This is a genomic window from Hyphomonas johnsonii MHS-2 (assembly GCF_000685275.1).
Classification (GTDB): Bacteria; Pseudomonadota; Alphaproteobacteria; order Caulobacterales; family Hyphomonadaceae; genus Hyphomonas; species Hyphomonas johnsonii.
Genome location: NZ_ARYK01000003.1, coordinates 302,792 through 327,960 on the forward strand (window position 1 = coordinate 302,792; position 25,169 = coordinate 327,960).

Here is a 25,169-nt window from a genome sequence, read left to right on the forward strand (position 1 = left end):
TCCCCTTCACCATCGCGCAGATGCCAACCCGTTTCGGCGAGCGCAGCCTGACCGGCGCGACCTGCGCCTTATTTCGGGATCGTGAATTCCAGCGGGAAGACCAGGCCCTTGACCGTCACGAACTGGCCATCGACCAGCTGTGGCACGAATTCGGCCTTCGAGACGGACCGCTCGGCCTCTCCCTTGAACACGGGGTCAGAACAGCGTGCCGAGACATTGTAGGGCTTGCCGCGCGGGTCGATCGCAAAGTCCACGTCGCAATGGCCCGTCAGGCCTCGCGCGGCGGCCTTTGACGGATAGGTCGGAACCGGCGGACGCGCCACCTGGAAGCCGCGGGAGGAAACGACAACCGGAACGATGTTCGGCAGTTTCAGGTGGGACGGCACCAGCGAGGCCGGTGCCGCGCCGGCGATGACCGGCGTCGGCAGCTTGATCGTCGATTTCGTCGCCGAAATTTGCGGCGGTGGCGGCGGTTTCGGCGCCGTATCCGCAATCGTCGGTTTGACGCGCCTGGTGGTCGGCTTGTCCGGGTCCGGCCGCTGCGGCGTGATCGTGTCCAGGATGCGTGACGGCTGCTTCACCACCGTGATCTCTTTCACGTCGATCAGCGAATTCATGATCAGGAACAGGCCGTAGGCCACTGGCAGGGCCAGAAGGGCGGCGGTCGGGGCGCGCGTGGCAGGGGTATTCAGCATCGGTGTTTCCTCCGTTTCCTGGCAGGTCGGTTTTCCGACTCTGTGATGTAATAATATATCAAAACGGGATTTTGTAAATGCCATGCCTTTCAAGCGTCGGGATTGGGGAAGAGGGCGGTCCGCCCCGCGCCTTGCTCAGGCGCCGCGCCGGAACGCCACGGCGCTGACCGGGTCCAGCAGCGCTGCAGCCGGGCGGCCGAGGAAGAAGCCCTGGCCCTTGCGCACGCCGAGCAGTTTCAGCGTATCCAGTTCGTTCTGCGTCTCGATGCCCTCGGCAATCACCTGCGCACTCGTCTCGCGGGCATAGAACATCAGGGCACCAACCAGCGCGCGGCGGGCCGCATCGCTGTCGACATCATGCGTCAGGCTCATGTCCAGCTTCACCACGTCGGGGCTCAGCTGCACGATATGGCGCAACGAGGAATAGCCCGCACCGGCATCGTCAATCGCCAGTTTCAGGCCGCGCCGGCGCAGCGGCTCCAGCGCCTGCAGCAGGGTGGCATAGTCATTCACCTGGGCATGCTCGGTGATTTCGAGCAGGATACGGTACAGCGGCAGGTCATCCATCAGGGCGGCAAACGCGGCGCTGACAATCGTGTCAGGTGATGCGTTCACGGACAGGTACTGGTCGTTCGGCAGGTCTGCCAGCCTGGCCAGCGCCCGCTCCAGTGCAGCAATTTCCAGCGCTTCTGCCAGGCCCACTTCGGCTGCCTCGTTGAACCAGACATCGGGTGTGCGGATCGGCTCGTCAGTGAAGCGGGTGAGCGCCTCATAGCCGGCCGGTGTCATCTTCCCGAGATCGAAAATCGGCTGGTAGACCGGTGAGAAGGCCCCCCGCGCCAGGACGCTTTCAATCCGGTGGCGCTGTTCGGCCCGCTGTTCGTTCTCGGCCAGCTCTCTGTTGATATGGCGGGTTGCCAGGTCGGCAAACACGCGCATCGTTTCCAGGTCGCGGTCATTGAGCGTCGGGTTCGGGTCGCGGCTCAGGCAGCAGATCATGCCATAGGCGCTGCCATCGCTCCGCAGGATCGGAATGCTCATGTGCGCGCCGATCGGAATCTGGTGCGTGATCGGCATCGACCTGGCCAGCGCATTGTCGGCCGTGTCGGCGATCAGTTCCGGCAGCCGGCCTTCCAGGACATGCCCGCAATAGACATCTGCCAGATTGTGACTGTCGCCCACCTTGGCCAATTCTTCCAGGCCCGGCGCATCGACGCGGCGGAACACTGCCCGTCCATCGATGAATTCCGACAGGTACGCGACATCCATGCCCAGGTGCTTGCGGACGATTTCAAGTGTGGATTGAAGCAGGTCGTCGGAATCCCCGATCCGGTTCGGGATCGCGGACGTGAGAAGATCGAGGTGGGGCATGAGCGCTTTCAACTGATGATAGGGACGGGGATAACGGTCTTCGCAGGCTTTGCTTTCGGGCGCATGAACCAGAAAGCGCAAATTTGCGTGATCTGTTCCGGCGCGGTCCGGCCTCGAAACGGCCTTGACGAAATCCCCGGCGCGTTCCTAGGTCGGTGCCATGACGCCAGACCTTGCCGCCTATCTTGACCGCATCGGTTTTGCCGGCCCCCTGCAGGTGGACCTGGCCACGCTGACAGGCCTTAGCCGCGCCCATGTCAACGCCATCCCGTTCGAGAATCTCGATGTCCAGCTTGGCCGCCAGACAGCGCGCGGTGCAGCCGCCGTGCACGCCAAGCTGGTCGCCGGCGGTCGCGGCGGCTGGTGCTACGAGCAGAACACGCTGATGGGCTGGGCGCTCGGCGAGATCGGGTTTGACGTCACCCGCCTGTGCGCCGGCGTCATGCGCGAACAGGCCGGTGACGGCCAGATCGGCAATCACCTCTGCCTGCGGATCGACCTGGACGGTCCGTGGCTGGTCGATGTCGGCTTCGGGTCCAGCCTTGCCGGGCCCATCCCGTTGGCGGCCGGCACGCGCCATGATGCGCCCTTCCATGTCACCCTGTCACAGACCGATGACGGCTATTGGCGCTTTGTCGAAACCCTGCACGGCGCGCCGTTCAGCTTCGACTTCATCTCTGCGCCGGCCGACGAATCCCTGCTCGATGCCACGCGCATTCGCCTCGAGACGCATGCCGCCTCGCCCTTTGTCGAGAACCTCGTCGTCCGCCGCCGCGATGGCGAACGCCACCACACCCTGCGTGGCAAGGTCCTCACCACGGCCAGCGCCGCGGGGCTGGACAAGCGCGTGCTCGCCACGGCGGATGAACTCGTCGACACGCTGGACGATGTGTTCGGTATAGAGATGGATGAAGCCGCCACGCTCTGGCCCGCCATTTCTGCGCGCCATGACGCCCTGTTCCCGGCGGCCTGAGAGAGAATGTGAAGTGAGGGGCCGCCCTTGGCCGGGACGGCCCCTCCAACGCACAAGACCGGGAGGAAATGGCCTAGCGTTGTCCCGAGTCGGCGAGGATCATCACCGCCTTGCTCGCGAAGACATCAGCCGTCGCCAGCCCTTCACGAACCTGCCGGTCGTGGATCTTGGCGATGGCAGCGGTTTGGATATCGGCGACGCATTTGTCATCGGTGTGATTGCCACCGAGAACCGGGACATAGGATGTGCACGCCTGGGTTGCCTTGGCCTTGATCAAGGCGAGCACCTGACGGGCGCCCGAGTCGGTCTCCAGCAGCGCCTTGTCATAGGCAATGCTGACGGTTACCGGCTTGGAGCGTTGGTCAGCGATCGCGACCGGGCAGAGGGCAATGGCAACTGCCAGGATCGTTGCAGTAGGTTTCAACATGGGTTCAGTCCTTAAGAGTTGGCGCCGGACAAGGCCGGCAGGAAACTCCTCCCGCAGATGACCCGTTTTCTCACAGCTCCCGGAAATACGCCCCCTCACGCATTGACCATCCGGAAGCAGCCAAGTTCATGCTGCACCGCAACAATGTCCTCGCACACGCAGCATGGCAATCGGGGGGATTGTGAAATTTGGATCAAACCGCCGGACGGGCCTGCAATCGCCTGACATGCGGGCGCGTATGCCCAATCCTTCACCAGAAACCGGTCGCCAAAAGCCGGATTTCCGGAACATTCAGCCGCAACACCCGCGCAGCATCGCTGGCGGCCAGGGCAGGGGGCGGCGATTCGAATTTCCGGCTCCTGCCGTCTTTGTTGCAGATCGCGGGCGTCTCGCGGCGTCAGCCGGCGCCGCGTGCCGCACGCATCTGCGCCGGGTCGTAGAAGAATGTCTCTTCCGCGATCTTGTTGCCTCTCCAGGTCTGCCAGGCGACCTCCTCGAAGCTCGGGCCGGGGCCGTCCTTGGTCACGATGGTGAACCGCCAGCGTATGGCCACCGTATCGCCAGCCACGGCCGGGCTGGCCAGCAGTTCCGTGTCGACCCGTTCCACCCGCGCCAGCGCCGCCGCCTCATGCGCCATCAGGGCCTCGCGCCCCACGCGCGGCGGGCCCATGTTCTCCCGCATCCAGGCATCCTCGGCATACCAGTCGCGGATCGCCCCGACATGGTCCCCGCTCAGCACATGCGCCGTGAAGGCGTCCACGCTTGCTCGGTCCGGCATAATGTCTTCTCCTTGATGTGAATGCGCGGGGGCCGCGCGGGTCCGTCACGATGATGCAGGCGTCCTGTGCTTTTCGCGATAGGCCTCGGCCGGCAGGCCCGCAATGCCCCAGTTCTCCATCTCCACCTCGTCGATCACCACTACGGTCGTCGCGGGTGACTTGTTCAGGACACGAACCAAAAGGTCCGTGGCGCCCCGGATCAATTCGGCTTTCTGCTCGGGTGTCACGCCTTCGCGCGTCACCCTGATGTTCACATAGGGCATGTCGGTCTGCTCCGTTCAGGCTGGCCTCTTCGGGCCGGGGATGACCGCGACGCTATCCATTGACAACCAGGTATCCAATGGCCACTTCGAAAAACAGGTAACCCCCCGGTAACTTGGTCACCCGTCATGTCCATCAAGGTCCGCAAGAACAAGGCCCCGCCGCCGCCAGACCCCTGCATGCTCACCGAATGCATGAAGGTCATTTCCGGCGCCTGGGCCCCGAACATCATCTGGTGGCTGCGGGCAGGGCCCCGGCGTTTCAATGAATTGCGCGTCGATATCCCGCCCATCTCGGCCAAGGTCCTGTCGGCGCGCCTCACCGAACTGGAACAGCGCGGCGTGCTGACGCGAACCGTGCGGCCAACCTCGCCGCCCTCCGTCGAATACGCGCTGACGGAGCTGGGCGCCGAACTGGTGCCGGCGCTTGAATCCCTGATCCAGGTCGGCCACCGCCTGAAGGCGCGCCGCGAGGCTGTCTGACGGCGTGCCTGTCCACGCTCTGGCCGGGCGTTCTGCCCCGTCGCCACGGGGAACCGGGCTGATCTTGTCCACCCCTTTCCCGACTGTGGCAGGATCAGGGCCATGACATTTCATCCCACCACCGCCCTGCGCAGCCTGGTCGCCATTTCATGGCTACGCGCCGATTGCGCGGCCTTTGAACTGAAACGCTGGCTGGGCCTCGGCCTGACAGGCTGCAAGCCCTTCCTGCCGCGTGGCGATGCGGTTCGCCTGCGCACCGAACTGGTCCGGCTCGAGGCCCTGGTCAGGCGCCTCCTCGTGCTGATGGTGCTGGAATTGCCGCTGCCTGTGCTGCGCCCGCACGCACCGGCCACCGCCGCCGCTTCACCGCCCACAGGCCCCGGCCCGCGCAACCCGCTTGCCGCGCCTGCCTTCCGCCTGTCAGAGCCACCTGCGCGGGCCGCCGCCACGTTGCCGCCTGCAGCACCCCGGCGCATGATGACGCGCCCGCGTCTGCGCTATCTCGACCAGCCCCTGCCACCGCCGGAACCCGGCGAATGCCCGCCACGCCCGGCAGACCTTGTGCCCGTCAGGCCCCTCGTCCAGCGCCTGCGCGCCCTGTGCGCCGCCTTCCAGGATCCGGCCCCGCTGATTGCCCGCATGGCCCGGCGGCTCGCGCGCACCGGCGCCAGCACACCCGTGCTGCGAACCCGGCTCGCCCCGGTCGTCACCTCCCGCCGCCAGCCGGCCAGCCACCGCGACGCGATCCGCGAAATCCACCACACCACGCTTGCCGAACTCTCCCGCATCGACACATCCTGACCGGCCAGCCGCAGGGCAGGGCCTTTTGTCACTGCAACGCATGCGCATGATGGTGGCCCGCCCAGGGCCCGCGATTTCCCTTTGGGACTCGGCTGTTCCGGCACGCGGGTGCCCGAACGGACGCGTCCCCGCACCTGCTGGTACAGCTGCGCGCCAATTGACGAGACGGCCCTTTTCCGCCATCTGGGTGCATGACGAAACTCACCACACCCGACGCCGTTGTTGACGCGCTTGAAAAGCTCTACAACGAAGCCGTCGAGGCTCTGTCCGGAGCGCTCGACCTCTACCTCCACACAGGCACACCGCCCGACGAGAATCTCCGTGCCAGCGGTGCGTTCTGCTATCCGCAGATCCGCCTCATCTATGATCCGGACGGCCCGCCGCCGCCGATCTCCCGCGCCTTCGGCAAGATGTCCGAAGCCGGCACCTATATCTCCAGCTTCACACGGCCGGACTTTTTCCGCGCCTACCTGATCGAACAGCTGACGCCCCTGATGCGCGACTATCACATCACGGTCACGGTCGAGCGTTCCAGCCAGGAAATTCCTTACGCCTATGTCTGGGAACAGGGCCAGGCCGAGGGCCTCGAAGAGATTTCACCTGCCGAACTGGCCCGCTGGTTCCCCAGCCCCCAGCTCGCCGACATTGGCGACGAAGTGGCTGACGGCGAACTCTACGAGCCTTATGCGACGCATCCCCTCTGCCTGTTCGACGCGCCGCGCGTCGACCTCTCGCTGAAGCGGTTGCAGCACTATACCGGCACGCCGGTGGAGCACTTCCAGCACTATGTCCTGTTCACCAATTACCACCGCTATGTCGATGCCTTCTGCGACTGGGCGCTGACCCAGCTCGACAATGACAGCCACTATACGTCGCTGTCCGTTCCCGGTGGCCTGGAAGTGACCTCCGTCACGGGCGCGTCGCCCACCGACATAGACGCCGCGCCCTGGCGCCGGTTCCAGATGCCGTCCTACCACCTGCGCGCCCCGAACGGCGCCGGCATCACTCTGGTCAATATCGGCGTCGGCCCGTCCAACGCCAAGACGATCACGGATCATCTCGCGGTCCTGCGCCCGCAGGTCTGGCTGATGGTTGGCCATTGCGGCGGCCTGCGCCACAGCCAGTCGATCGGCGACTATGTGCTCGCCCATGCCTACCTGCGCGAAGACCATGTCCTCGACGCCGTGCTGCCGCCGGAAATCCCGGTCCCGGCTCTCGCCGAAGTCCAGGTCGCCCTGCAGGAAGCGGCCGCCCGCGTCACCGGCGAAAGCGGCGAATCCCTCAAGCGCCGCCTGCGCACCGGCACGGTCGTCACCACCGACGATCGCAACTGGGAACTGCGCTTCACCGCCACGGCGCGCCGTTTCAACAAGTCGCGCGCCATCGCCATCGACATGGAAAGCGCGACGATCGCCGCCAACGGCTATCGCCTGCGCGTGCCCTATGGCGTGCTGCTCTGCGTCTCGGACAAGCCGCTGCATGGCGAGGTCAAGCTGCCCGGCGCGGCCAATCGCTTCTACGAGCGCGCCATCGGGGAACATATCCGCATCGGCATCGAAACCCTGGAAATGCTCGCTGCCGACAAGGGCGCCAAGCTGCACAGCCGCAAGCTGCGCGCCTTCGACGAACCGCCGTTTAGGTAGGCCCTGATCCCCCGCCTCTCATCGCGCAGCGATGGAAGGTGGGGGCTCAAGCTGCCGCCTCGCTCGTGGCCCCCACAATCTCTTTCGCCGCGTCCGACAGAAGTGCGACCAGCTCCGGCTCGCCCACGGCTTGCAGGTACTTCACGAAGTCCCGCCCGCTGCCTTCCTTCGCGCCGGTCACGACGATCCGGTCGACCAGTCCGACAAAGTCATCGAGGTCGTCCTTGAAGAAGATATCGCGCATGAACGTGTACCTGCCACTGTAGCAACCGACGACGACAGAGCGCCAGAACAGCAGCACGTCCTTGTCCTGCAGGACGCCTGTTTCGATCGCCCGCACGATCCGCCTGATCCATGCGAGATAGCGATGCAGGGCCGAGACGCTGATTTCCGCTGCCGGGCTGACCACGGATGACGTTTTCACAAACGGTACGGTGCGCTCGCCGTCGCGGTACTTCCAGTTTCGGTCGGTGCCCGCCTGCCACTGTGTGTTGCGGTCCAGGATGGTGACCAGCCTGACGCGCACGGCCGTGCCGTCCGGCCCGAAATCGACGACGCTTTCCGATTCGAACACGTCCAGAATCTGCTCGTCGAGGTCCGTGGTCAGTTTCAACCGTTCCATGCTGAGCTGCTGTTCGGTCTGCTTCTGCTGGTTTCGCATCACGACGAGATAGGCGAACGACGCCACCCAGGCCGTGCCCATCGCGGTGATGCCGTAATTGAGAATGGAGAAGGCAATCTGTTCGCGCGAGTCCGGCTCGAAAGACGCAAAGGCAGTGACGCGCCGGTCCGGCCAGGTCAGCTGGATGAAGCCGTGGAAAAGGTCATTTGTCAGGCCGCTGAGAACGGCGGCCGCCAGGACAATGAAGATGAATGTTATGACTGCCAGCAGCCCCACGGCCATCCAGCGAAGAATCCAGTCCGGCATAACGGTCCCCGTCCAATTGCGCACCAGGTTTCAAATCGAAACATTGTGCGAAATCGGGACGGATACAACCGGAAAATAGACGGGCGCCCCCTCGGAGGCGCCCGTCATTCAGTCCGGAAACGCAAAGCCTATTTCGCGTCGAGCTTGGTGATCTTCGTGCCTTCGATGCTGACACCGGCCATCAGGCCCTTCTGGTCGAAGATGAACGCATAGGCGTCTTCCTTCAGGGTCGAGGTCGAGAGGTTCTCGGCGACACCGGCATTGACCAGCACCACCGTCGGGCCGACGCCGATTTCCCAGCCGTCGGAATCCTCGACATATTTCACGGCGGCGTCATTCATCAGGAACACGGCATAGCCGTATTGCTGGGCGCCGGCCTGCAGGCCCCACGAGCCGGTGAACGTGCTGTAATAGTCACGCACAGCGCCGTTGTGGCGCATCTGGCCCTCGCCATACGCACCTCCGACACCGAGACCGGCCTTGACGATCGACGGGAAGATCAGGACGGCGCTGGACTTCGCCGCAATGGCGCGCGCAGCGGAATTTTCAGACGTCAGCTTGTTGAGCGCCTGGCGGCTCTGCGCATCGATGTCCTGGCGGCTGACTTCGTCCGGCATGCTCGTGCAGGCCGTGGTGACAAGCGGCGTGCCGACGACGAGGCAGGCGGCGAGGAGGGCGGATCGGAATTTGGCCATGAGTGGCTCCTGTGATGGCGTATAAACTTGGTACTCCCGTACGCGTGAGCGTACAACAAAGTTCCGTACCGATGCAAAATTCAGTAGAGCGCCATCAATACCGAGAGCGCGCCGTCGCTGATGGGCGCAACGCCCGGCGCGTCGCTGAGACTGGCGCGGATATAGGCTGCTTCCGCAAAGGCGCGCAGATTGTGCACCCGGGCCAGCGTCACTTCGGATCCATAGGCCTCCCCCCAGGTGGCGAGCGGTGCAGGGTCCGCGAGGCCGGCAAACCAGCCAGCCCAGTCGTCTGCGCTGAAAACATTCCGCTGCCCAATGGCCAGGATCACCCGTGCCAGCCGTCCCGGCTCGCCAAACACATAGGCATGGCCGCCCGCCGGCACGATCTGGGCCCCGACTGCGGCGCGCAGGCGCCGAAGGCCGGCTGCGTCCACGGCCGGGTTCAGTGCCAGCTGCATGGCAAGGTCGGCGCCGTGTGCCACGCCGTGCCGCCAGCCCTCTGAATCGTCAAACCCGCGATAGTCGCTGACCGATTCCAGGTACGCCGCAGCCGCCTCGACCAGGTCCGCCCGTGCGGCGTCTGTCAGGAAAGGGTCAACCCTGTCCGTCCGGGCGACCTCTGACAGGGCAAGCGCCGAGAAGGGCGCCGTGACACCCGCAGCATCGGCCACACTGAGCTGGCTGCCCAGCCGCGCCGACAGCCGCAGGCGAACGGCGTCAGACACGTCGCCCCGCCGCAGCAGCGCGGTCAGGCCCTCATACCCGATCCCGTCCCGCAGGCCCGGATCAGGCGAGGCCAGGCAGGCGGCAAGGTCCCACGCGGCTGTGTCGGCATCGTCCGTGACGAAGCCCGCTGCTCGCCAGTCGGTCAGCGCTGTGCCTGTCCGGCCTTCCGGCGCACAGGCCGTGTTGCCAAGGGGGGCGGCACTGGCGCAACCCGCCAGCAGGGCCAGGGCGAGCCCCGCTCCGATCAGCTTGTCCATGGGCAGGTTTCCTCCGGGGCATCCGGCCCCAATCTAGCCATGCCGCCATGCGCTTGTCACCCAAGGCGGGTAGACGCGGGCACGCCTCCGCGCTAGCTCCCTTGCCATGATGACACGTATCCTGCCGCTTGAGGGCGTTCGCAATTTCCGGGACTTCGGCGGCTATGCCTCGCGCCATGGCGGCACGGTCCGGCGCGGCCACCTCTATCGCTCGGGCCATTATGCCGAAGCGTCCGATTCTGATCTCGAGCGGATCGCCGAACTCGGCATTGCCCTGCAAGCCGATCTGCGCCGCCCCGACGAGCGTGATCGCCAGCCCGGAAAATGGTCGGCCCCGAACACCATCATCCATGATGGCGGGCGCGAGATGGAGGCGCCCCACACCCGCTTCCTGCAACAGGTCGAGGTCAATCCGGAAACTGCCGAGGACTGGATGGACGACTATTACAAGGTCGCGCCCTACAAGGCCCACCATGTTGAACTCTTCGCCAGCTGGTTCCGTGAACTGGCAGGTCTTGACGGCAACGCCGCAGGCGTCGTCAACTGCGCCGCCGGCAAGGACCGGACGGGCATCCTCTGCGCGCTGACCCATCATGTGCTCGGCGTCGGCGAGGACGACATCCGGGCTGATTACGACCTCACCAACCAGGCCGTGAATGTCGACGAGTTCCTTCCCGCTGCCGCGAAACACTTCAACGAGATGCTCGGCAAGAACCATGACGTGGAAGTCTTCCGGCCCTTCATGGGTGTGCGCCTGCGCTATCTCGAAACCGCTTTCTCCGCGATGGCGGCCGAGTCCGGCTCGATCGACACCTATCTCGTCACGACGCTCGGCGTGGACGATGCGATGCAGAAAGCGATTCGCGACCGCCTGATCGAGACCTAGGGGAAGGAACCCGGCTCCAGAGTCGCCCTTGCAGGGGGCGGCGTTTCAGGTGTGGGCACGGGACTTTCCCGCCAATACGGGCCTGTTCCCGCCCCTGCGAGACGGAGGGCGGGGTGGAGCCAGACGGGTTCAGCCGCATGAGTCCATTGCCCCCATCCGCCCGAAGCCGCTAAACTCCCCCGACATGACCGAATCCGATACTCCCGAGCGCGACGACCAGACCTTCTCCATGTTCGGGGACGATGACCCGTCGGCGAAACCGGCGGCCTACCAGGTTCTCGCCCGCAAATACCGGCCGCGCCTGTTCACCGACCTGATCGGCCAGGAGGCCATGGTTCGCACGCTTTCCAACGCGTTCGAGACCGGCCGTATCGCCCATGCCTTCATGCTGACCGGCGTGCGCGGCGTCGGCAAGACGACCACGGCGCGCCTGCTCGCCCGCGGGCTCAACTATTCACGTGACGGGGCCGACGCGCCCTCGATCCACCTCGACCCGCCAGGCGTCCATTGCGAAGCCATCATGGCGTCGCGCCACCCGGATGTGCTGGAACTCGACGCGGCCTCCCGTACCGGCGTTGCCGACATGCGCGACCTGCTGGACGGATCGCGCTATGCGCCCGTCTCGGCGCGCTACAAGGTCTACATCATCGACGAAGTGCACATGCTGTCCACGGCGGCGTTCAACGCCCTGCTGAAGACACTGGAAGAGCCGCCGCCGCATGTGAAATTCATCTTCGCCACAACCGAGATTCGCAAGGTGCCCGTCACCGTCCTGTCGCGCTGCCAGCGGTTTGACCTGAAGCGGCTCGATACCGGGGCGCTCGCCGTGCACCTCAAGCGTGTTGCCGATCGCGAAGGCGCGAAAGTCTCCGAGGAGGGCCTCGCCCTCATCGCCCGCGCGGCCGAAGGCTCGGTGCGCGATGCGCTCTCGATCCTCGACCAGGCCATCGTCCAGAGCATGGATGGCGGCGAGGTTGGTGGCCCCGCCGTGCGCGACATGCTCGGCCTTGGCGACCGCGGCCGCCTGCTCGATGCGTTCAGTCTCGCCGTGAATGGCGATGCCAGGGGCGCGCTGGCCGAAATCCGTGACCAGGTCCATGCCGGCGCAGATCCGACGGTCATCCTGAAAGACCTGATGGACATTGCCGCAGATGTCTCCGTCGCGCAGGCCACCGGCGGTGATTATGACCCCGGCGGACCGGCCGACTGGATTGCCCGCACGCAGGCGCTCGCCCAGAAGCTGACCCCGGCACAGGCGTCCCGCTGCTGGCAGATCCTGCTTTCCGGCTTCAACGACCTGCAGACCGCGCCGGATACCGCCACAGCACTCAACATGGTTGTCCTGCGCCTTGCGGCGGCCTGCGCCCTGCCATCGCCGGAAGAGGCCGCCCGCCTGATTGCTGCCGGAGGCAGCACGCCGCCGGGAAAGCCTGATGCCACAGGCGAGGCGGCGCACGCATCCGGCGACCTTGAAAGCTTTGCCGGCATCGTCGCCCGGCTCGATGAACTGCGTGAAGTGAACCTGCAGGTCGAACTCGAAAAATTCGTCCGCCCCGGCCATGTCGAGGCGGGCCGGCTGGATTGCGAACTGGAGCCCGGCGCGCCGGCCGACCTGCTCGCACGGCTGCGCAAGTTCCTCGAATACGAGACCGGCATCGACTGGGCCGTGTCGCAGGTCTCCGGCGGCGGAGAGACTGTCCGTCAGGCCGAGATCCGCAGCCGCGAGGAGCGCCACGCGTCCGCCGCAGCGCACCCGGCTGTCGCCGCCGCGCTGAAAAGCCTGCCCGGCGCTGTCATTGTCGACGTCATCGAGCCGGCGCCGCTTGAATCCGATGCCGGCGGTGACAATGTGATCCGCTTGAACGCCCGTCGCTAGAAACAGGAAAGCCCCGATGAAAGACCTCGCCAAGATCATGCAGCAGGCCCAGGAAATGCAGGCCAAGATGCAGGAAGCCCAGACCAAGATCGAGGCCACCGAGGCCGATGGTGTGGCCGGCGCGGGCCTCGTCCGCATCCGCCTGAAGGGCAAGGGAGACCTTGTTGCGGTCCATATCGATCCGTCCCTGCTGTCCGACGATGCCGAGATCATCGAAGACCTGCTCAAGGCCGCCCATGCCGACGCCCGCACGCGCCTCGACCAGGCGATGGACGAGGCGATGAAGGAAGCGACCAAGGGCCTCGGCGGCGGCATGCTGCCCGGCTTCAAGATGCCGTTCTGACCCGCGCATGACACAACGCTCTGCCGGCCCCGAAATCCTCCGCCTGATCGAACTGATGGCGCGCCTGCCGGGCCTTGGCCCGCGCTCAGCCCGCCGTGCGGCGCTGTTCCTGCTGAAGCGCAAGGACCAGGTCCTGCTGCCGCTGGCTGACGCCCTGCGCGAAGCCGGCGAGAAGATCGAACGCTGCCAGACCTGCGGGAATTTTGACACCGTCCAGCCCTGCGCCGTTTGTCAGGCTGCGGGCCGCGACGACACGATCCTCTGCGTCGTGGAAGACGTGCCGGACCTCTGGGCGCTGGAGCGCGGCGGCGCCTTCCGCGGCCGCTATCACGTGCTCGGCGGCGTCCTCTCGGCGATTGACGGCATCGGCCCGGACGACCTCAATATCGCGCCTCTCCTGTCACGCGTCGCAGCGGGCGGCATCCGCGAAGTGATCCTTGCCCTCAATGCCACGGTCGACGGGCAGACCACGGCGCACTATGTCGCCGACCTGCTGGACAGTGCCGGGGTCGAGGTGACGCGCCTGGCCCATGGCGTGCCGGTTGGCGGCGAACTCGACCATCTCGACGACGGCACCCTGGCCGCCGCCCTGCGCTCGCGCCGCGACGTGAAGCGCTAGTTCCCGTCTGCCAGGTCGACCCGGAAGATACCGTCGAAATTCTTCGTTGCGATGTAGAGGTGGCCGTCCGGCCCCTGGACGACATCGCGGATCGGGTATTCGCCCTGGAACAGGTTTTCGCGGCCGACAACCTTGCCGTTCTCCATGTCGATGCGCACCAGGTTCAGGCCCGCCGGGCCGTTCATGCCGCCCGCAAACAGGTCGCCCTTCCAGCCGGGATAGACGTCGCTTGTCAGCTTGGTCAGGCCGGCCGGCGCGATTGACGGCACCCAATAGGTCTCCGGCTGCTCCATGCCCTCGGCCTCGGTCTTGTCGGTGATGATCGTGCCGTCATAGTCGACGCCATAGGTGATTTCCGGCCAGCCGTAATTGGCGCCCTTCCTGATGATGTTCAGTTCGTCGCCGCCCTTGGGGCCATGCTCGGTTTCGTACAGCGTGTCCGTCTCGGCATCATAATACAGGCCCTGTTCGTTGCGGTGGCCGTAAGACCACACGGCCGGGTTGCCAACCGCGCCATCCGCAAAGGGATTGTCCGCCGGGATCGAGCCATCCTTGTTGATGCGGATCACCGAGCCGTGCGTCTTCTTCGGGTCCTGCGCGAGGTCCATGTAGACAAAGCCGTCGCCGATCGTGGCGTACAGCGTACCGTCGCCGCCGAATTGCAGGCGCGAGCCGAAGTGCAGCGCCGTGTCGCGCGGGTCTGCCACGAAGATTTCGGTGACGTCCTCAAGCGCATTGCCGTCATCGCTGAGGCGGCCATGCACGATGGCCGTGCCGTTGGCATCGGGCGTGCCCTTGGAATAGGCCACATAGACCAGCCGGCTGGTTGCGAAATCCGGGTCGAGCGTCAGGCCGAGATAGCCGGCCTGGCGTTCGGTATAGGCGGGTGGCAGGCCGGGAACGGCGACCGGCGTGGTTTCGCCGGCGGGCAGGCGTTTCAGGCCGTTCTCCTTCTCCGTGAACAGGAGGTCACCGTTCGGCATGAAGGCCATGCCCCATGGAAATTCGGTTTCTGTGACAACCGGGGTCAGTTTGACCTTGGTGTCGCTGGTCACGGCCTGTGTCTGATCGGCGGCGCTGCCACAGGCGGCGAGCACGAGGCTGGCCAGGAGGCTGGTTGCGAGAAGGCGCATGAGTCGGTTTCCCTGTTCGATCGGTGTCTGGAAAGAGGATAGGCCGGTGCCCGGCCGGAACCAAACAAAAAAGGGGCAGCCCTCAAGCTGCCCCTTCCGAGTTTCACCTGGCGCGGGTTGGCGCGCCAGGTAATGGCGTTCCTGTAACTACCAGGATTTCTTGACCGTGATGCCGTACAGGGCCGGCTCCGTCGTGAAGACGTTGGTGAACAGGCCCGAGCTGTCATCGGTCAGGTAGGCACCTGTGATGACTTCCTCGTCGGTCAGGTTCTTGGCGAAGGCTTCGACGCCCCAGCCGCTTTCGTCATTGTGCAGCAGGACTGACAGGTTGACGTTCGACCAGCTGTCGAGTTCGTCGCGACCGGTGTTCCAGACGCGGCTGTAGCTGTCAGCCTGATAGTAGTAGTCGCCGCGAACCGTCAGGTCCCAGTTGGAGTTTCCGACACCGGCGAATGTGTATTCCGCCGCCAGGTTCAGGGTCATTTCAGGTGCCAGCGGCAGCTTGTTGCCGTCGAGGTCCTTCGAAATGCCTTCGAACGGTGTCAGGGCACCGATCGTCTGGGTGTCGCCGTTGCCGTCGACATAGCTCACGTCGCCGAGACCGAACGAGCCTTCGGCGCCGGCAAATGCCCCGGCACACAGGCCCCGCGTGCTGCCATTGGCAAGCAGGCCGCCCTGGATGGCGCCGAGCACAGTGGCGTAACCCTGGGCAGACACCACGCAGTTGGAATAGGTCGAGGCGTTTTTCAGCACGACAAAGTTCGGATCGCCGGCTGTGCGGTCAAGCACATCAATACCCGTCGTATCCTTCAGTTCGGCGTTCAGAAGGCCGAGATTGGCCGTCAGCAGCCAGTTGTCGGCCGGGGTCCAGAGGTATTCCAGTTCGAGGCCGGTCAGTTCGGCATCGACGTTGAAGTTCACCGAAGACCGGTTCACGATCTGCGTGATCTGATAGCCTTCATAGTCATAGTAGAACCCGGTCAGGTTGAGCGACTGGGTGTTGTTGGCGAACGTGTTCTTCGTCCCGACTTCGAAGGAGTTGACGAACTCAGGCTCGAAGGTTTGCGGGAACAGGTTGGAACCAGCAGGCTGCGGCGGGTTGATACCACCCCCCTTGTAGCCCTTCGAGTAGAACCCGTAGATCAGCGTGTCGTTGGTGAAGTCGAGGGATGGCGACCAGTCAAGACCGATACGGCCTGTCGTTTCCTGGAAGTCCGCCGTCAGCTTGCCTGTCGGCACGCCGGCTTCCGGCAGGGCCGAGACCGGCGTGAACAGGGCCGATGGCACAACGTCCTGCTCTTTTTGGTCATCCGTGTAGCGCACGCCAAGGGTAAACTTCAGGTCATCGGAGATGTCGTAGTAGAGTTCGCCGAACAGGGCCGTCGATTCCAGCTTGTAGGGTGACAGCGAGCGGAAATAGTTCCGTCCGAAGCCTTCCAGCGAATTCAGCACGTTGCCGTCATCATCCGGATTGAGTGTGTCGAGGGGTGTAAGGCCGCCGAAGATGGCCCCGCCCAGCGCATTGTTCAGCTGCGTAAGCGCTGACAGCGAGTTCGACAGCACGTAATAGCCAGCCTGGTTATCCTGCGGATCGATCGCTTCGCCGTCGACATAGATGACGCCGAGGTTGAAGTTCATCGGGCCGTCCAGGTCCGACTGCAGGCGGAATTCCTGGGTAAGCGCCTTGGTGGCACCGCCCGACACGTCAAACGTGCGGAACAGGTTCGATACGCCGAGTTGCGGATCGGACACGACGCCGCCCGGGAAGAGCAGGTCGTAGACCGCCTCGGCACCCGGTGCGACGAAGAAGGGTCCAGCCGTCGTGTTGAAGGCGACTGTCGGCGCAATCTTGTTATAGTCATCAACCGAAACCTGGCTGGTTTCGTTGTGGCTGGTCAGCGAGGTCAGCTTCATGTTCTCGCCGAGGTCGAATTCCAGCTTCAGGGTGAAGAGGTCCTGCTCAGCCTTGTAGACCGGCTCGAGCGCTGATTCGATGTGACGCAGGTTCGGGTCCATCGGTGTGGTGAAGGCATCGCCATTCAGCAGGCCGGCGATGATCCCCAGGCCGCCGCCGAGCGTACCGGCCGAGTTCACCCGGTCATAGCTGTCACTGAGCGGAGCTTCCTGACACCCGAGCGAGGTGACGAGCGTGTCGAGACCGGTGATCGGAATACCGGCATAGCTGGTCTTCGTCGGGTCTTTCTTACACAGCTGCTTGCCGGCGCGGATGCGGTTGTCATCCTCGTCGAAGTGCTCGTACGACAGCCAGCCGCGGAAGTTCTCGGCAGGCTCGAAGCCGAGCGTGGCGCGCACTGACCAGAGGTCGCGGCCGTTGACGTCATTTCCGGTGACCGTGTTGTCGGTATACCCGTCGCGCTGGGTAATGGCGCCCGCGATGCGCAGCGCAGCCGCTTCACCGAGCGGCACGTTGACCATCCCGCGGCCCTTGAAGGTGTTGTAGTTGCCGTATGTCAGTTCGGCATTGGCCTGGAATTCCTCGAATACCGGCTTGCGTGTGATGATGTTGACCACGCCGCCCGTCGAGTTACGGCCGTAGAGCGTACCTTGCGGCCCGCGCAGGACTTCCACCCGCTGGATATCGAAATATTCCTGCTCGTAGAGGAAGCTCGCAAACAGGGGCACGTCATTCTGGTGAATACCCACCCCGGCATCCGATGACTGTGCAACGGCGTCGTTACCGATACCGCGAATCTTGAAATTGGCGCCCGTGAAGTTGCCCTTGGTGAAGGACACGTTCGGCACGGCTTTCACCAGGTCGGCACCGCCGGTCAGTTGCAGGCGGTTGATGGCGTCTTCGTCAAATGCCGAAACAGCGATCGGAACATCCTGGATGGACTGCTCGGTCTTCTGGGTCGTCACCGTGACGGTGGCGAGAGTCCGCGTCGAGTCCGGCGCATCACTGTCCTGTGCCATGGCAGCAGGTGCCATCAGGCCGAGCGCAATCGCGGACGCGCCTGCAAACAGAACAAATTTCGAGTCTGGTTTCCGAGTCATTCGTAATTTTCCTCCCCTCGGGCCTGACTGGATGCAAGCCGCGATTTTGGTTTGATTATTCCGAGCGTCCTCTTTTGTGGGAGCGCTTCACCGGTCATCAGAAATTGAGTGACGGGGTGTTGTCAACAGATTTGGTTACAGTTCGTTCATTTGGTGCACTCTGGGTGTCAAAAATGTTACGCTGTTGCTTGGCTGGTCCGGAGCGGGCTGATACAGCGGCGGCCATGATCGAAAATCGTACATCGGCACTGGTGCTGTTCTCGGGTGGCCAGGACTCTGCAACGTGCCTTGCCGGCGCGCTGGCCCGCTTTCGGCGGGTCGAAACCGTGGGGTTCGACTATGGCCAACGCCACCGGGTGGAGCTGGACTGCCGGACGCGTTTCCTGCAGGCGATTCGCGATGATTTTCCCAGATGGGGCGAACACCTCGGTGCCGACCACATGCTGGACGCGAGTGTCCTGAAGGGGCTTGGCCAGAGCGCCATGACGGATGACGTCGCGATCGAAATGACCAAGGCCGGCCTGCCATCGACCTTCGTGCCGGGGCGAAACCTGCTTTTCTTCACCCTTGCCGGCGCGCTCGCCTATCGGCGTGGCATCGACGTCCTGGTCGGCGGCATGTGCGAAACCGACTATTCCGGCTATCCCGACTGCCGCGCCGCCACGCTGGCCGCGCAGGAGCAGACCCTGCGGCTCGGGCTCGACATGGATATCCGCATCGACGCGCCGCTGATGAACATCGACAAGGCGGAAACCTGGGCGATGGCCAACCGGCTGGGCGGCGCCCGGCTGGTCGACCTGATCGTCGAGGAGACCCACACCTGCTATCTCGGCGACCGCACGCAGCGCCACGCCTGGGGCTATGGCTGCGGCACGTGCCCGGCCTGCGAACTCAGGGCCAATGGCTGGGCGCGCTGGAAGGCGACCGCATGACCTGGGCGGTCAAGGAGGCCTATTACACATTGCAGGGTGAAGGTGCGCAGACCGGCCGCGCCGCCGTGTTCCTGCGCTTTGCCGGCTGCAACCTGTGGAGCGGCCTCGAACGCGACCGGCTGACCGCCGTCTGCCGGTTCTGCGACACCGATTTCGTCGGCACCGACGGCGTCAATGGCGGCAAGTTCCGCGCGGCGGCAGACCTTGCCGCCCACGTCGCCGGCATCTGGAAAGCCGAGGCCGGTGACGCCGGGCCGCGCTACGTTGTCTGCACTGGCGGCGAGCCGTTGCTCCAGCTCGATCCGCCACTGATTGCCGCGCTCAAGGCCGAAGGGTTCGAGATTGGCGTCGAGACCAATGGCACGCTCGCCGCGCCCGAAGGCCTCGACTGGATCTGCGTCAGTCCGAAGGCCAATGCGCCGCTCGTCCAGACTCGGGGCAACGAACTCAAACTGGTCTACCCGCAGGACGAACCCGAAGCGCAGCCGGAACGGTTCTCGCAACTGGACTTTGTGCACTTTTTCCTGCAACCGAAGGACGACCCCGATGCGGCCCGGAACGTGCAGGCCGCCACCAATTACTGTATGAAGAACCCCCAATGGCGACTGAGCTTGCAAACCCACAAACTGATCGGGCTTCCCTGAGCGTGGAAGGCCGCGTGTTCGAGATCACCAAATCGGTGAATTTCGAGGCGGCGCATTACATGGGCGGCAAGCCCGAAGGCCATCCCTACCGCAATGTCCACGGCCATTCCTTCCGCCTGGAAGCGACGGTGGCCGGCACGGTCAAGCCGGGCGAACAATGGGTCGAGGATTTCTCGCACCTGACGGCCGCGCTCGATGCCACGGCGGCCAAGCTGGATCACAAGCTGCTCAACGACATCGAGGGCCTTGACGTGCCGACGCTGGAACGCATCTGCCTGTGGGCCGCAGCCGACCTGGCGCCGGCCCTGCCGGGGCTGACCCGCGTCGCGGTGGCCCGGCCCAGCCTCAACGAGCGCTGTGAACTGGTCCTGTAGCCGCCGTCACGCGACCAGTTTCAGGCCCACTATTCCGGAAATGATCAACGCGATGCTGCCCAGGCGCATCGCCGAGGCCTGGTCTCCGAACAGCCAGATCCCGACCAGTGTCGTGCCGACGATTCCGATCCCGGTCCACACGGCATAGGCCGTCCCCATCGGCAGGTGGCGCAAGGCCAGGCTGAGGAAGCCGAAGGAGGCGATCATGCAGGCAACTGTCAGCACGCTGGCCAGCGGCCGCGTGAAGCCGTCGGTCATTTTCAGGCCAACGGCCCATCCAATTTCGAGAAATCCTGCAGCAAGCAGATAGACCCAGGCCATTGATGCGCCCTCCGGCGGTTGGCGGGTCGTCCCGGCAGGTTGGAAAAAGGGCATGAGGGTCGTCCCTCATGCCCTGAATATAGGCGAACCGCAGCTCCGCTTAAAGGTTCAGACGCCTGGTTTTTGCAAGGTCAGACCTCGGCCTGCAGCTTCTTGGCGAACTTGCGGGCAAACCGGTCCGAGGCCCGATTGGCATCGTACCAGGTTGTTATGCCGGTCCGCCTGATGTCGGTTTCAAACCAGTCATAGCTCAGGCTGCCCATTTCGGCGCCATCGGCATCGAATGCGGTAGCCGTCAGCTTCATGCCGCCAATGCTGACCGAATCTCCATAGTCGAGGCCCGGCCTGTCGCCGAGTTGCTTGAACGTCGGCTTGCTGGGCACGGCGCGTTCGATCATCACCACAACACGCTCGACGTCGAGACCGGCGGATGCGAACTCGCGCATCAGGTCGTTCTCGATCTGCTTGGCAAGGTAAGTGCCTTCCCGCGTGCCGTAATCGTCCTCGAGCGTCTGCGCGAAGTCCGGCGAGTAGCCCACGGATATCTCGGTCGCCAGTGCGGCTGGGGCGAACAGCAAGGCGGTTGCGGCGGCGGCGAGTACGTATTTCATGCGTCATCCTCCAGAATGTTCGGATAACCTATCATACTACACCGCCGCCGGGGGCTGAAGTCACAGCGCTGTGAGCGGCCAGGGTCAGACCGTGTCGACAAACACGATCTCGGCGTCCTCGATGCCTTCCAGCACGAGGCTTTCGGCACCTTGCACGGCCGCACCATCGCGGGCGTTGAGCACCTCGCCATTGATCCGGACCGATCCGGCCGCCAGCACAAGATAGCCATGTCGTCCGGCCGTCACGTCATAGGTCAGTTTCTCGCCTGCCTTCAGTGTGGCACCCAAAACCTTGGCGTCCTGGTTGATGACCAGGCTGTCCTTGTCGCCGTCGCTGGAGGCCAGCACGGCCCAGTTGCCGGAGCGTTCGCCCTTCGGAAACTTGCGGGCGCCCCAGCTCGGCGTGCCGCCGGCCGAGCGTGGCTGGATCCAGATCTGGAACAGCGTCGTGGCTTCGTCTTCCTCGTTCCACTCGGCGTGCTGGATGCCGCTGCCGGCACTCATCACCTGGACGTCGCCAGCTTCGGTGCGGCCATGATTGCCCATCGAGTCCTTGTGGGTGATCGCCCCTGTGCGGACATAGGTGATGATCTCCATCGACTGGTGGCCATGCGGCGGGAAGCCGGTATGCGGCTCGATCGTGTCATCGTTCCAGACGCGCAGGGCGCCTTCGCCCATGCGGCGCGGTTCGTGGTATCCGGAAAAGGAAAAATGGTAGTTGGCATTGAGCCACTCATTCTTGAAGCGGCCCAGGTCGTCAAAGCGTCGAATGTCAATCATCGGTATGCTCCGTGGGGTAAGTGTTCGTGTTGAGAGACATATGGCATCGCCGCAAATCCGGTGAAGAGGGGCGGCTGGATCACATTTATGCACTTTGCGCATGGCTGGACGGCGCGCCAGAAACCACTCACTGAGAGAGGCATGGTCCCCCTTGTCCACCATCCCGATTATGACGCCAGTTCGGTGGCCGACGACCATCGCTTCCCGATGCGCAAATATGCCCTCGTCGCGGCCATGCTGCGGGCAGAGGGCCATGCCTTCGTCGAACCCGTCCATGCGCCGGAAGCCTGGCTGCACCTGGCCCATGCGCCGGCCTATGTCAGCGCCATCCTGACCCAGACCCTGGACGCGAAGGCCGCCCGCCGCATCGGCTTCGAGATCACGCCTGCCATTTCCCGCCGCTCCCGTGCTGCCGTCGCCGGCACCTGCCTTGCCGCACGGCTTGCGCTGGACGAAGGCGCGGCTATCAACCTTGCCGGTGGCAGCCACCATGCCGGGCCGGACGGCGGCGCCGGCTTCTGCGTCTTCAACGACGTCGCCGTTGCCGCCCGGCTGATGCTGGAAGAGGGCGCCGTGCGCCGCGTCGCCGTGATCGACTGCGACGTGCATCATGGCGACGGTACGGCGCTGGTCTTTGCAGGCGAGCCGCGCGTGTTCACCGCCTCGCTGCATTGCGCGGACAACTGGCCGCGCCAGAAGCCGCCTTCCGATCTCGATATCGGCCTGCCCAGGGGCACCGGCGACGCGGCCTATCTCGATGCGCTGGAAACCCTTGTCGACCAGGCGCTCGCCACGGGCCCGGACCTTGTCTTCTATAATGCAGGTGTCGACCCGCACGCTGACGATCGTCTCGGCCTGCTCAGTGTCACCGATGAAGGCCTCGCCACCCGCGACCGTTTCGTCGCGGCGGCCTGTGCCTCACGCGCGGTGCCCCTCTGCGCCGTCCTCGGCGGCGGCTACAGCACCGACGCCCGCGCCGTTGCGCAGCGGCATTGCGGACTGGTTGCGGCGCTCGCGCCAGCTTTCCCACGCACCGCCTAAAGCAACGGCGATCAGGACAAGGGGCGCAATGAGGATCGTTGCGATGATCAGGATCATGCAACCGACCACGATTGCCCGGAGCAACATGGCGGCCGTTGAATTTGCGTATTCGTAGGTCTCAACTGACATCCAGAGGAAGGCGATCCAGAAAGGCGCCGACAGGGCGGCCAGTATGGTGATTATGGTCCACAGGATTCCTCGCCCGGAATGGCTGCTTCCGGGCCTGAACGAATAGTTCGAGTGCCAAGCGTGAAGTCTCGTATCTGTCTCCGGGTTCGCCCCGGCTTTCCCGCGCCGTCCACGCCGCCGCAAAAGCCGCTGGAGTGCGGCGCGGTCCCGGGCCGGCTTGTCTGGGTCGGGCATTTCAAAAACCCCCTTCCTGTTTGACATGGGGGTGTTCAACCTGACGTTCAATCCAAAATCGAACGCGCGTTTGACCCCCACCCAGCCTCCCCATTGCAGGGGGAGGGGTTCCTTTCATGTGCGCCGATCTTGCCCCCGGTGCAGGCTGTTCCTCCCCCGGCAAGGGGGAGGTTAGGTGGGGGTCCACTGTCTCTCGGATCAAAACAGGCTTGCCCCGACTCACCCGCAGCCCCACAACACAATCCATGCCTCCCAGCCCCCAGATCAAGGATGCCCGTGCAATCCTGAAGCGCGTTTATGGCTTCAAGGCCTTCCGCGGCCTGCAGGAAGACGTAATCAGCGATGTGCTCGAGGGCCGCGACGCCCTCGCCGTGCTGCCGACCGGCGGCGGCAAGTCGCTCTGCTACCAGATCCCGGCGCTGATCCGGCCCGGCTGTGCCATCGTCGTCTCGCCCCTGATCGCGCTGATGTCGGACCAGGTCGATGCCCTGAAACAGGTCGGCGTGCGGGCCGAGCGGCTCGACAGCTCGATGGACTTCACCGCTCGCGCCGAGGCGCTCGAGGCGGCCGAGCGCGGCGAGATGGACCTGCTCTACGTCTCGCCCGAAGGCCTCGGCACCAATCTCGCCCAGCGCCTTGCCGGCATGGACGTCTCCCTCATCGCCGTCGACGAGGCCCACTGCGTCAGCCAGTGGGGGCATGACTTCCGGCCCGACTATCGCGCCCTCGGCCGCCTGCGCGAACTGTTTCCCGGCGTGCCGCGCCTGGCCGTCACCGCCACCGCCGACGCGCGCACCCGCGACGACATCCTCGCCCAGTTGCAGCTTACCGATCCTGCCCTGCACGTCGCCAGCTTCGACCGCCCCAATCTCACCCTCTCCGCCGAGCCCAAGGGCGGTGGCCGCACGGCCCGCGTTGTCCAGCTGGTCAAGGCGCGCGGCGGTGCCTCCGGCATCGTCTACGCCGCCACCCGCAAGGGCACCGAAGACGTCGCCGAAGCCCTCGTCCGCGCTGGCGTGCCCGCGCTCGCCTATCATGCCGGCCTCGACGCGAACGTGCGCCAGGAACGCCAGCGCCGCTTCCTGCTGGAGGACGGCCTCGTCATGTGCGCCACGGTCGCCTTCGGCATGGGCGTCGACAAGCCGGATGTGCGCTTCGTCATCCACGCCGATCCGCCGAAGACGCTGGAGGCCTACTGGCAGGAAGTCGGCCGGGCAGGGCGCGATGGCGAACCTGCAGAGGGCATTGCGCTTTACGGGCCGTCTGACATGGCCCGCTCGCTGTCATGGACGCACCAGGGCGATGCACCCGAAGAGGTCAAGCGCGTCCAGCTGACCAAGACGCGCCAGCTGTTCGCCTTCTTCAATGGCGACGAGTGCCGGCGCGGCGCGGTGCGGCGCTATTTCGGTGAGGAGAAGGTCGAGCCATGCGGTGTCTGCGATGTCTGCACAGCCGAGCCGGGGCAGGCGCATGACGCCACCCGCTGGGCCCAGATGGCGGTTTCCGCCGTGATCCGCTGCGGCCAGAAGGTCGGGCGCGGGCGCCTGATCCTGCACCTGATGGGCACCACGAAAGACGGCTTCGACGAAACCCTCTCCACCCAATCCACGTTCGGCGTCGGGAAAGACCTCGCCAAGGCGGGCTGGGACCGGGTGTTCGATGCGCTCCTGTTCGACGGCCTGCTGGCCGAAGGCGGCGACACGATGCGCCCCTGCATCATCGTGCCGGATGGTGAGGCCGCCCGCGCCCTGTTCAAGGGCGACCGTACCCTGATGCTGCGCGAAGACGTCACCGCCACCCGCAAGAAGCCGTCCAAATCGCGCAGCGTGGCCTCCGCCGCCGCGCTGGCAGACCTGTCAGGCCGCGACCAGGACCTGTTCGATGCCCTGCGCCTCTGGCGCACGGAAACCGCCAAGACGCGGGGTGTGCCGCCTTATGTCATCTTCCACGACCGCACGCTCGCCGAGATCGCCCGCGAACGCCCCGCCTCGCCCGACGCCCTGCGCCAGATCAGCGGCGTCGGCGAGAAAAAGGCCCAGCGCTACGCTGAAGACGTGGCCCGGATTATCGCCGAGGCGGCGTGAGGGCCTGAATCACAGAAACCAGCAAATACAGCGTTTTCCACGGGTTTAACCTCTCCAGCCTTGACCCGGGCGTCAGCGCGCCTCACCTATGGTGCCAATCAAATATCCT

General features: G+C 64.8%; 26 protein-coding genes. 13 read left to right on the forward strand and 13 right to left on the reverse strand.

The features are described from left to right. Positions 1-68 precede the first annotated feature (68 nt). Complete coding sequence (locus tag HJO_RS08255; RefSeq protein WP_051618412.1) at positions 69-695, reverse strand: energy transducer TonB; 627 nt, start codon at positions 693-695, stop codon at positions 69-71. A gap of 135 nt (positions 696-830) precedes the next feature. After that, entirely contained in the window at positions 831-2,066 is a 1,236-nt protein-coding gene (locus HJO_RS08260; RefSeq protein WP_035616166.1) for a sensor domain-containing phosphodiesterase, read from the reverse strand. Positions 2,067-2,226: 160 nt separating this feature from the next. Between HJO_RS08260 and HJO_RS08265 the strand changes: the two genes are divergently transcribed. Beyond that, on the forward strand, positions 2,227-3,039 hold the full coding sequence (locus tag HJO_RS08265) for an arylamine N-acetyltransferase family protein (RefSeq protein WP_035615916.1): 813 nt from the start codon (positions 2,227-2,229) through the stop codon (positions 3,037-3,039). A gap of 73 nt (positions 3,040-3,112) precedes the next feature. Here the strand turns inward: HJO_RS08265 and HJO_RS08270 are convergent, their stop codons facing one another. From HJO_RS08270 to HJO_RS08280, 3 genes are all read right to left on the reverse strand, one after another. Further along, positions 3,113-3,466: a UrcA family protein gene (locus HJO_RS08270; RefSeq protein ID WP_035615918.1), complete on the reverse strand. Its 354-nt coding sequence runs from the start codon at positions 3,464-3,466 to the stop codon at positions 3,113-3,115. Positions 3,467-3,863: 397 nt separating this feature from the next. After that, entirely contained in the window at positions 3,864-4,244 is a 381-nt protein-coding gene (locus tag HJO_RS08275) for a nuclear transport factor 2 family protein (protein WP_035615919.1), read from the reverse strand. Positions 4,245-4,289: 45 nt separating this feature from the next. Then, the gene (locus tag HJO_RS08280) at positions 4,290-4,508 is read right to left on the reverse strand and encodes a tautomerase family protein (protein ID WP_035615921.1); all 219 of its coding nucleotides are present in this window, start codon (positions 4,506-4,508) and stop codon (positions 4,290-4,292) included. A gap of 126 nt (positions 4,509-4,634) precedes the next feature. Between HJO_RS08280 and HJO_RS08285 the strand changes: the two genes are divergently transcribed. The 3 genes from HJO_RS08285 to HJO_RS08295 all read left to right on the forward strand — a co-directional run bounded on the left by HJO_RS08285 (position 4,635) and on the right by HJO_RS08295 (position 7,432). Next, the gene (locus HJO_RS08285; protein WP_035615923.1) at positions 4,635-4,988 is read left to right on the forward strand and encodes a winged helix-turn-helix transcriptional regulator; all 354 of its coding nucleotides are present in this window, start codon (positions 4,635-4,637) and stop codon (positions 4,986-4,988) included. Between the two features lie 102 nt (positions 4,989-5,090). Beyond that, the gene (locus tag HJO_RS08290) at positions 5,091-5,789 is read left to right on the forward strand and encodes a hypothetical protein (RefSeq protein ID WP_035615925.1); all 699 of its coding nucleotides are present in this window, start codon (positions 5,091-5,093) and stop codon (positions 5,787-5,789) included. Between the two features lie 191 nt (positions 5,790-5,980). Continuing rightward, positions 5,981-7,432: an AMP nucleosidase gene (locus HJO_RS08295; protein WP_035615927.1), complete on the forward strand. Its 1,452-nt coding sequence runs from the start codon at positions 5,981-5,983 to the stop codon at positions 7,430-7,432. A gap of 46 nt (positions 7,433-7,478) precedes the next feature. On the opposite strand, the gene HJO_RS08300 is transcribed toward HJO_RS08295, so the two are convergent. The 3 genes from HJO_RS08300 to HJO_RS08310 form a co-directional block, all read right to left on the reverse strand. Next, positions 7,479-8,360: a hypothetical protein gene (locus HJO_RS08300; protein WP_035615929.1), complete on the reverse strand. Its 882-nt coding sequence runs from the start codon at positions 8,358-8,360 to the stop codon at positions 7,479-7,481. Between the two features lie 128 nt (positions 8,361-8,488). Further along, positions 8,489-9,055, reverse strand: coding sequence for a lipid-binding SYLF domain-containing protein (locus HJO_RS08305; RefSeq protein ID WP_035615931.1), 567 nt, complete (start codon positions 9,053-9,055; stop codon positions 8,489-8,491). An 80-nt stretch (positions 9,056-9,135) separates the two neighbouring features. Next, the gene (locus HJO_RS08310) at positions 9,136-10,038 is read right to left on the reverse strand and encodes a DUF2785 domain-containing protein (protein WP_051618413.1); all 903 of its coding nucleotides are present in this window, start codon (positions 10,036-10,038) and stop codon (positions 9,136-9,138) included. A 106-nt stretch (positions 10,039-10,144) separates the two neighbouring features. Here HJO_RS08310 and HJO_RS08315 point away from each other — a divergent pair, with 106 nt between their 5' ends. The 4 genes from HJO_RS08315 (at position 10,145) to recR (ending at position 13,762) form a co-directional block, all read left to right on the forward strand. Then, positions 10,145-10,924, forward strand: a complete 780-nt coding sequence (locus HJO_RS08315; RefSeq protein ID WP_241764701.1) for a tyrosine-protein phosphatase — start codon at positions 10,145-10,147, stop codon at positions 10,922-10,924. 184 nt (positions 10,925-11,108) lie between these two features. After that, positions 11,109-12,800 carry a DNA polymerase III subunit gamma/tau gene (locus tag HJO_RS08320; protein WP_035615932.1) on the forward strand — a complete coding sequence of 564 codons (1,692 nt, stop codon included), beginning with the start codon at positions 11,109-11,111 and terminating at the stop codon, positions 12,798-12,800. 16 nt (positions 12,801-12,816) lie between these two features. Next, positions 12,817-13,143 (forward strand): YbaB/EbfC family nucleoid-associated protein, encoded by a 327-nt coding sequence (locus tag HJO_RS08325; RefSeq protein WP_035615935.1) that lies wholly within the window; start codon positions 12,817-12,819, stop codon positions 13,141-13,143. A gap of 7 nt (positions 13,144-13,150) precedes the next feature. Beyond that, the gene (gene recR, locus HJO_RS08330) at positions 13,151-13,762 is read left to right on the forward strand and encodes a recombination mediator RecR (protein ID WP_035615937.1); all 612 of its coding nucleotides are present in this window, start codon (positions 13,151-13,153) and stop codon (positions 13,760-13,762) included. Here the strand turns inward: recR and HJO_RS08335 are convergent. Continuing rightward, entirely contained in the window at positions 13,759-14,895 is a 1,137-nt protein-coding gene (locus tag HJO_RS08335; RefSeq protein WP_035615939.1) for a PQQ-dependent sugar dehydrogenase, read from the reverse strand. The two genes, recR and HJO_RS08335, sit on opposite strands and share 4 nt — an antisense overlap. Before the next feature lie 147 nt (positions 14,896-15,042). Further along, positions 15,043-17,910, reverse strand: coding sequence for a TonB-dependent receptor (locus tag HJO_RS08340; protein WP_035615941.1), 2,868 nt, complete (start codon positions 17,908-17,910; stop codon positions 15,043-15,045). A 224-nt stretch (positions 17,911-18,134) separates the two neighbouring features. On the opposite strand from HJO_RS08340, the gene queC reads away from it, so the two are divergent. Genes queC through HJO_RS08355 form a run of 3 tightly spaced genes read left to right on the forward strand, consistent with a single transcriptional unit; the run spans position 18,135 to position 19,860 of the window. Beyond that, a complete protein-coding gene (gene queC / locus HJO_RS08345; protein WP_035615943.1) occupies positions 18,135-18,842 on the forward strand; it encodes a 7-cyano-7-deazaguanine synthase QueC in 708 nt (235 codons plus the stop codon). Next, the gene (queE, locus tag HJO_RS08350) at positions 18,839-19,486 is read left to right on the forward strand and encodes a 7-carboxy-7-deazaguanine synthase (protein WP_035615945.1); all 648 of its coding nucleotides are present in this window, start codon (positions 18,839-18,841) and stop codon (positions 19,484-19,486) included. Before queC ends, queE begins: the two co-directional genes overlap by 4 nt. 14 nt (positions 19,487-19,500) lie before the next feature. Next, positions 19,501-19,860 carry a 6-carboxytetrahydropterin synthase gene (locus tag HJO_RS08355; RefSeq protein ID WP_035616174.1) on the forward strand — a complete coding sequence of 120 codons (360 nt, stop codon included), beginning with the start codon at positions 19,501-19,503 and terminating at the stop codon, positions 19,858-19,860. Positions 19,861-19,866: 6 nt separating this feature from the next. Here the strand turns inward: HJO_RS08355 and HJO_RS08360 are convergent, their stop codons facing one another. From HJO_RS08360 to HJO_RS08370, 3 genes are all read right to left on the reverse strand, one after another. After that, positions 19,867-20,181, reverse strand: coding sequence for a DMT family transporter (locus HJO_RS08360; protein WP_035616176.1), 315 nt, complete (start codon positions 20,179-20,181; stop codon positions 19,867-19,869). 131 nt (positions 20,182-20,312) lie between these two features. Continuing rightward, the gene (locus HJO_RS08365; protein WP_035615947.1) at positions 20,313-20,792 is read right to left on the reverse strand and encodes a hypothetical protein; all 480 of its coding nucleotides are present in this window, start codon (positions 20,790-20,792) and stop codon (positions 20,313-20,315) included. A gap of 84 nt (positions 20,793-20,876) precedes the next feature. Further along, positions 20,877-21,572 (reverse strand): pirin family protein, encoded by a 696-nt coding sequence (locus HJO_RS08370; protein ID WP_035615949.1) that lies wholly within the window; start codon positions 21,570-21,572, stop codon positions 20,877-20,879. A 141-nt stretch (positions 21,573-21,713) separates the two neighbouring features. Here HJO_RS08370 and HJO_RS08375 point away from each other — a divergent pair, with 141 nt between their 5' ends. Then, positions 21,714-22,613, forward strand: a complete 900-nt coding sequence (locus HJO_RS08375; protein WP_035616178.1) for a histone deacetylase family protein — start codon at positions 21,714-21,716, stop codon at positions 22,611-22,613. A 608-nt stretch (positions 22,614-23,221) separates the two neighbouring features. Then, positions 23,222-25,060 (forward strand): DNA helicase RecQ, encoded by a 1,839-nt coding sequence (recQ, locus tag HJO_RS08380; protein WP_035615951.1) that lies wholly within the window; start codon positions 23,222-23,224, stop codon positions 25,058-25,060. Positions 25,061-25,169: the final 109 nt, after the last annotated feature.

Bases quoted from the DNA above. Each gene is read 5' to 3' on its own strand.
- HJO_RS08280 (WP_035615921.1), bottom strand. From the start codon at position 4,508: ATGCCCTATGTGAACATCAGGGTGACGCGCGAAGGCGTGACACCCGAG.
- HJO_RS08310 (WP_051618413.1), bottom strand. From the start codon at position 10,038: ATGGACAAGCTGATCGGAGCGGGGCTCGCCCTGGCCCTGCTGGCGGGT.
- HJO_RS08325 (WP_035615935.1), top strand. From the start codon at position 12,817: ATGAAAGACCTCGCCAAGATCATGCAGCAGGCCCAGGAAATGCAGGCC.
- HJO_RS08305 (WP_035615931.1), bottom strand. From the start codon at position 9,055: ATGGCCAAATTCCGATCCGCCCTCCTCGCCGCCTGCCTCGTCGTCGGC.
- HJO_RS08320 (WP_035615932.1), top strand. From the start codon at position 11,109: ATGACCGAATCCGATACTCCCGAGCGCGACGACCAGACCTTCTCCATG.
- HJO_RS08335 (WP_035615939.1), bottom strand. From the start codon at position 14,895: ATGCGCCTTCTCGCAACCAGCCTCCTGGCCAGCCTCGTGCTCGCCGCC.
- HJO_RS08300 (WP_035615929.1), bottom strand. From the start codon at position 8,360: ATGCCGGACTGGATTCTTCGCTGGATGGCCGTGGGGCTGCTGGCAGTC.
- HJO_RS08340 (WP_035615941.1), bottom strand. From the start codon at position 17,910: ATGACTCGGAAACCAGACTCGAAATTTGTTCTGTTTGCAGGCGCGTCC.
- HJO_RS08295 (WP_035615927.1), top strand. From the start codon at position 5,981: ATGACGAAACTCACCACACCCGACGCCGTTGTTGACGCGCTTGAAAAG.
- HJO_RS08365 (WP_035615947.1), bottom strand. From the start codon at position 20,792: ATGAAATACGTACTCGCCGCCGCCGCAACCGCCTTGCTGTTCGCCCCA.
- HJO_RS08375 (WP_035616178.1), top strand. From the start codon at position 21,714: ATGGTCCCCCTTGTCCACCATCCCGATTATGACGCCAGTTCGGTGGCC.
- HJO_RS08270 (WP_035615918.1), bottom strand. From the start codon at position 3,466: ATGTTGAAACCTACTGCAACGATCCTGGCAGTTGCCATTGCCCTCTGC.
- recR (WP_035615937.1), top strand. From the start codon at position 13,151: ATGACACAACGCTCTGCCGGCCCCGAAATCCTCCGCCTGATCGAACTG.
- HJO_RS08360 (WP_035616176.1), bottom strand. From the start codon at position 20,181: ATGGCCTGGGTCTATCTGCTTGCTGCAGGATTTCTCGAAATTGGATGG.
- HJO_RS08255 (WP_051618412.1), bottom strand. From the start codon at position 695: ATGCTGAATACCCCTGCCACGCGCGCCCCGACCGCCGCCCTTCTGGCC.
- HJO_RS08260 (WP_035616166.1), bottom strand. From the start codon at position 2,066: ATGCCCCACCTCGATCTTCTCACGTCCGCGATCCCGAACCGGATCGGG.
- HJO_RS08265 (WP_035615916.1), top strand. From the start codon at position 2,227: ATGACGCCAGACCTTGCCGCCTATCTTGACCGCATCGGTTTTGCCGGC.
- HJO_RS08315 (WP_241764701.1), top strand. From the start codon at position 10,145: ATGATGACACGTATCCTGCCGCTTGAGGGCGTTCGCAATTTCCGGGAC.
- queE (WP_035615945.1), top strand. From the start codon at position 18,839: ATGACCTGGGCGGTCAAGGAGGCCTATTACACATTGCAGGGTGAAGGT.
- recQ (WP_035615951.1), top strand. From the start codon at position 23,222: ATGCCTCCCAGCCCCCAGATCAAGGATGCCCGTGCAATCCTGAAGCGC.
- HJO_RS08285 (WP_035615923.1), top strand. From the start codon at position 4,635: ATGTCCATCAAGGTCCGCAAGAACAAGGCCCCGCCGCCGCCAGACCCC.
- HJO_RS08370 (WP_035615949.1), bottom strand. From the start codon at position 21,572: ATGATTGACATTCGACGCTTTGACGACCTGGGCCGCTTCAAGAATGAG.
- queC (WP_035615943.1), top strand. From the start codon at position 18,135: ATGATCGAAAATCGTACATCGGCACTGGTGCTGTTCTCGGGTGGCCAG.
- HJO_RS08290 (WP_035615925.1), top strand. From the start codon at position 5,091: ATGACATTTCATCCCACCACCGCCCTGCGCAGCCTGGTCGCCATTTCA.
- HJO_RS08275 (WP_035615919.1), bottom strand. From the start codon at position 4,244: ATGCCGGACCGAGCAAGCGTGGACGCCTTCACGGCGCATGTGCTGAGC.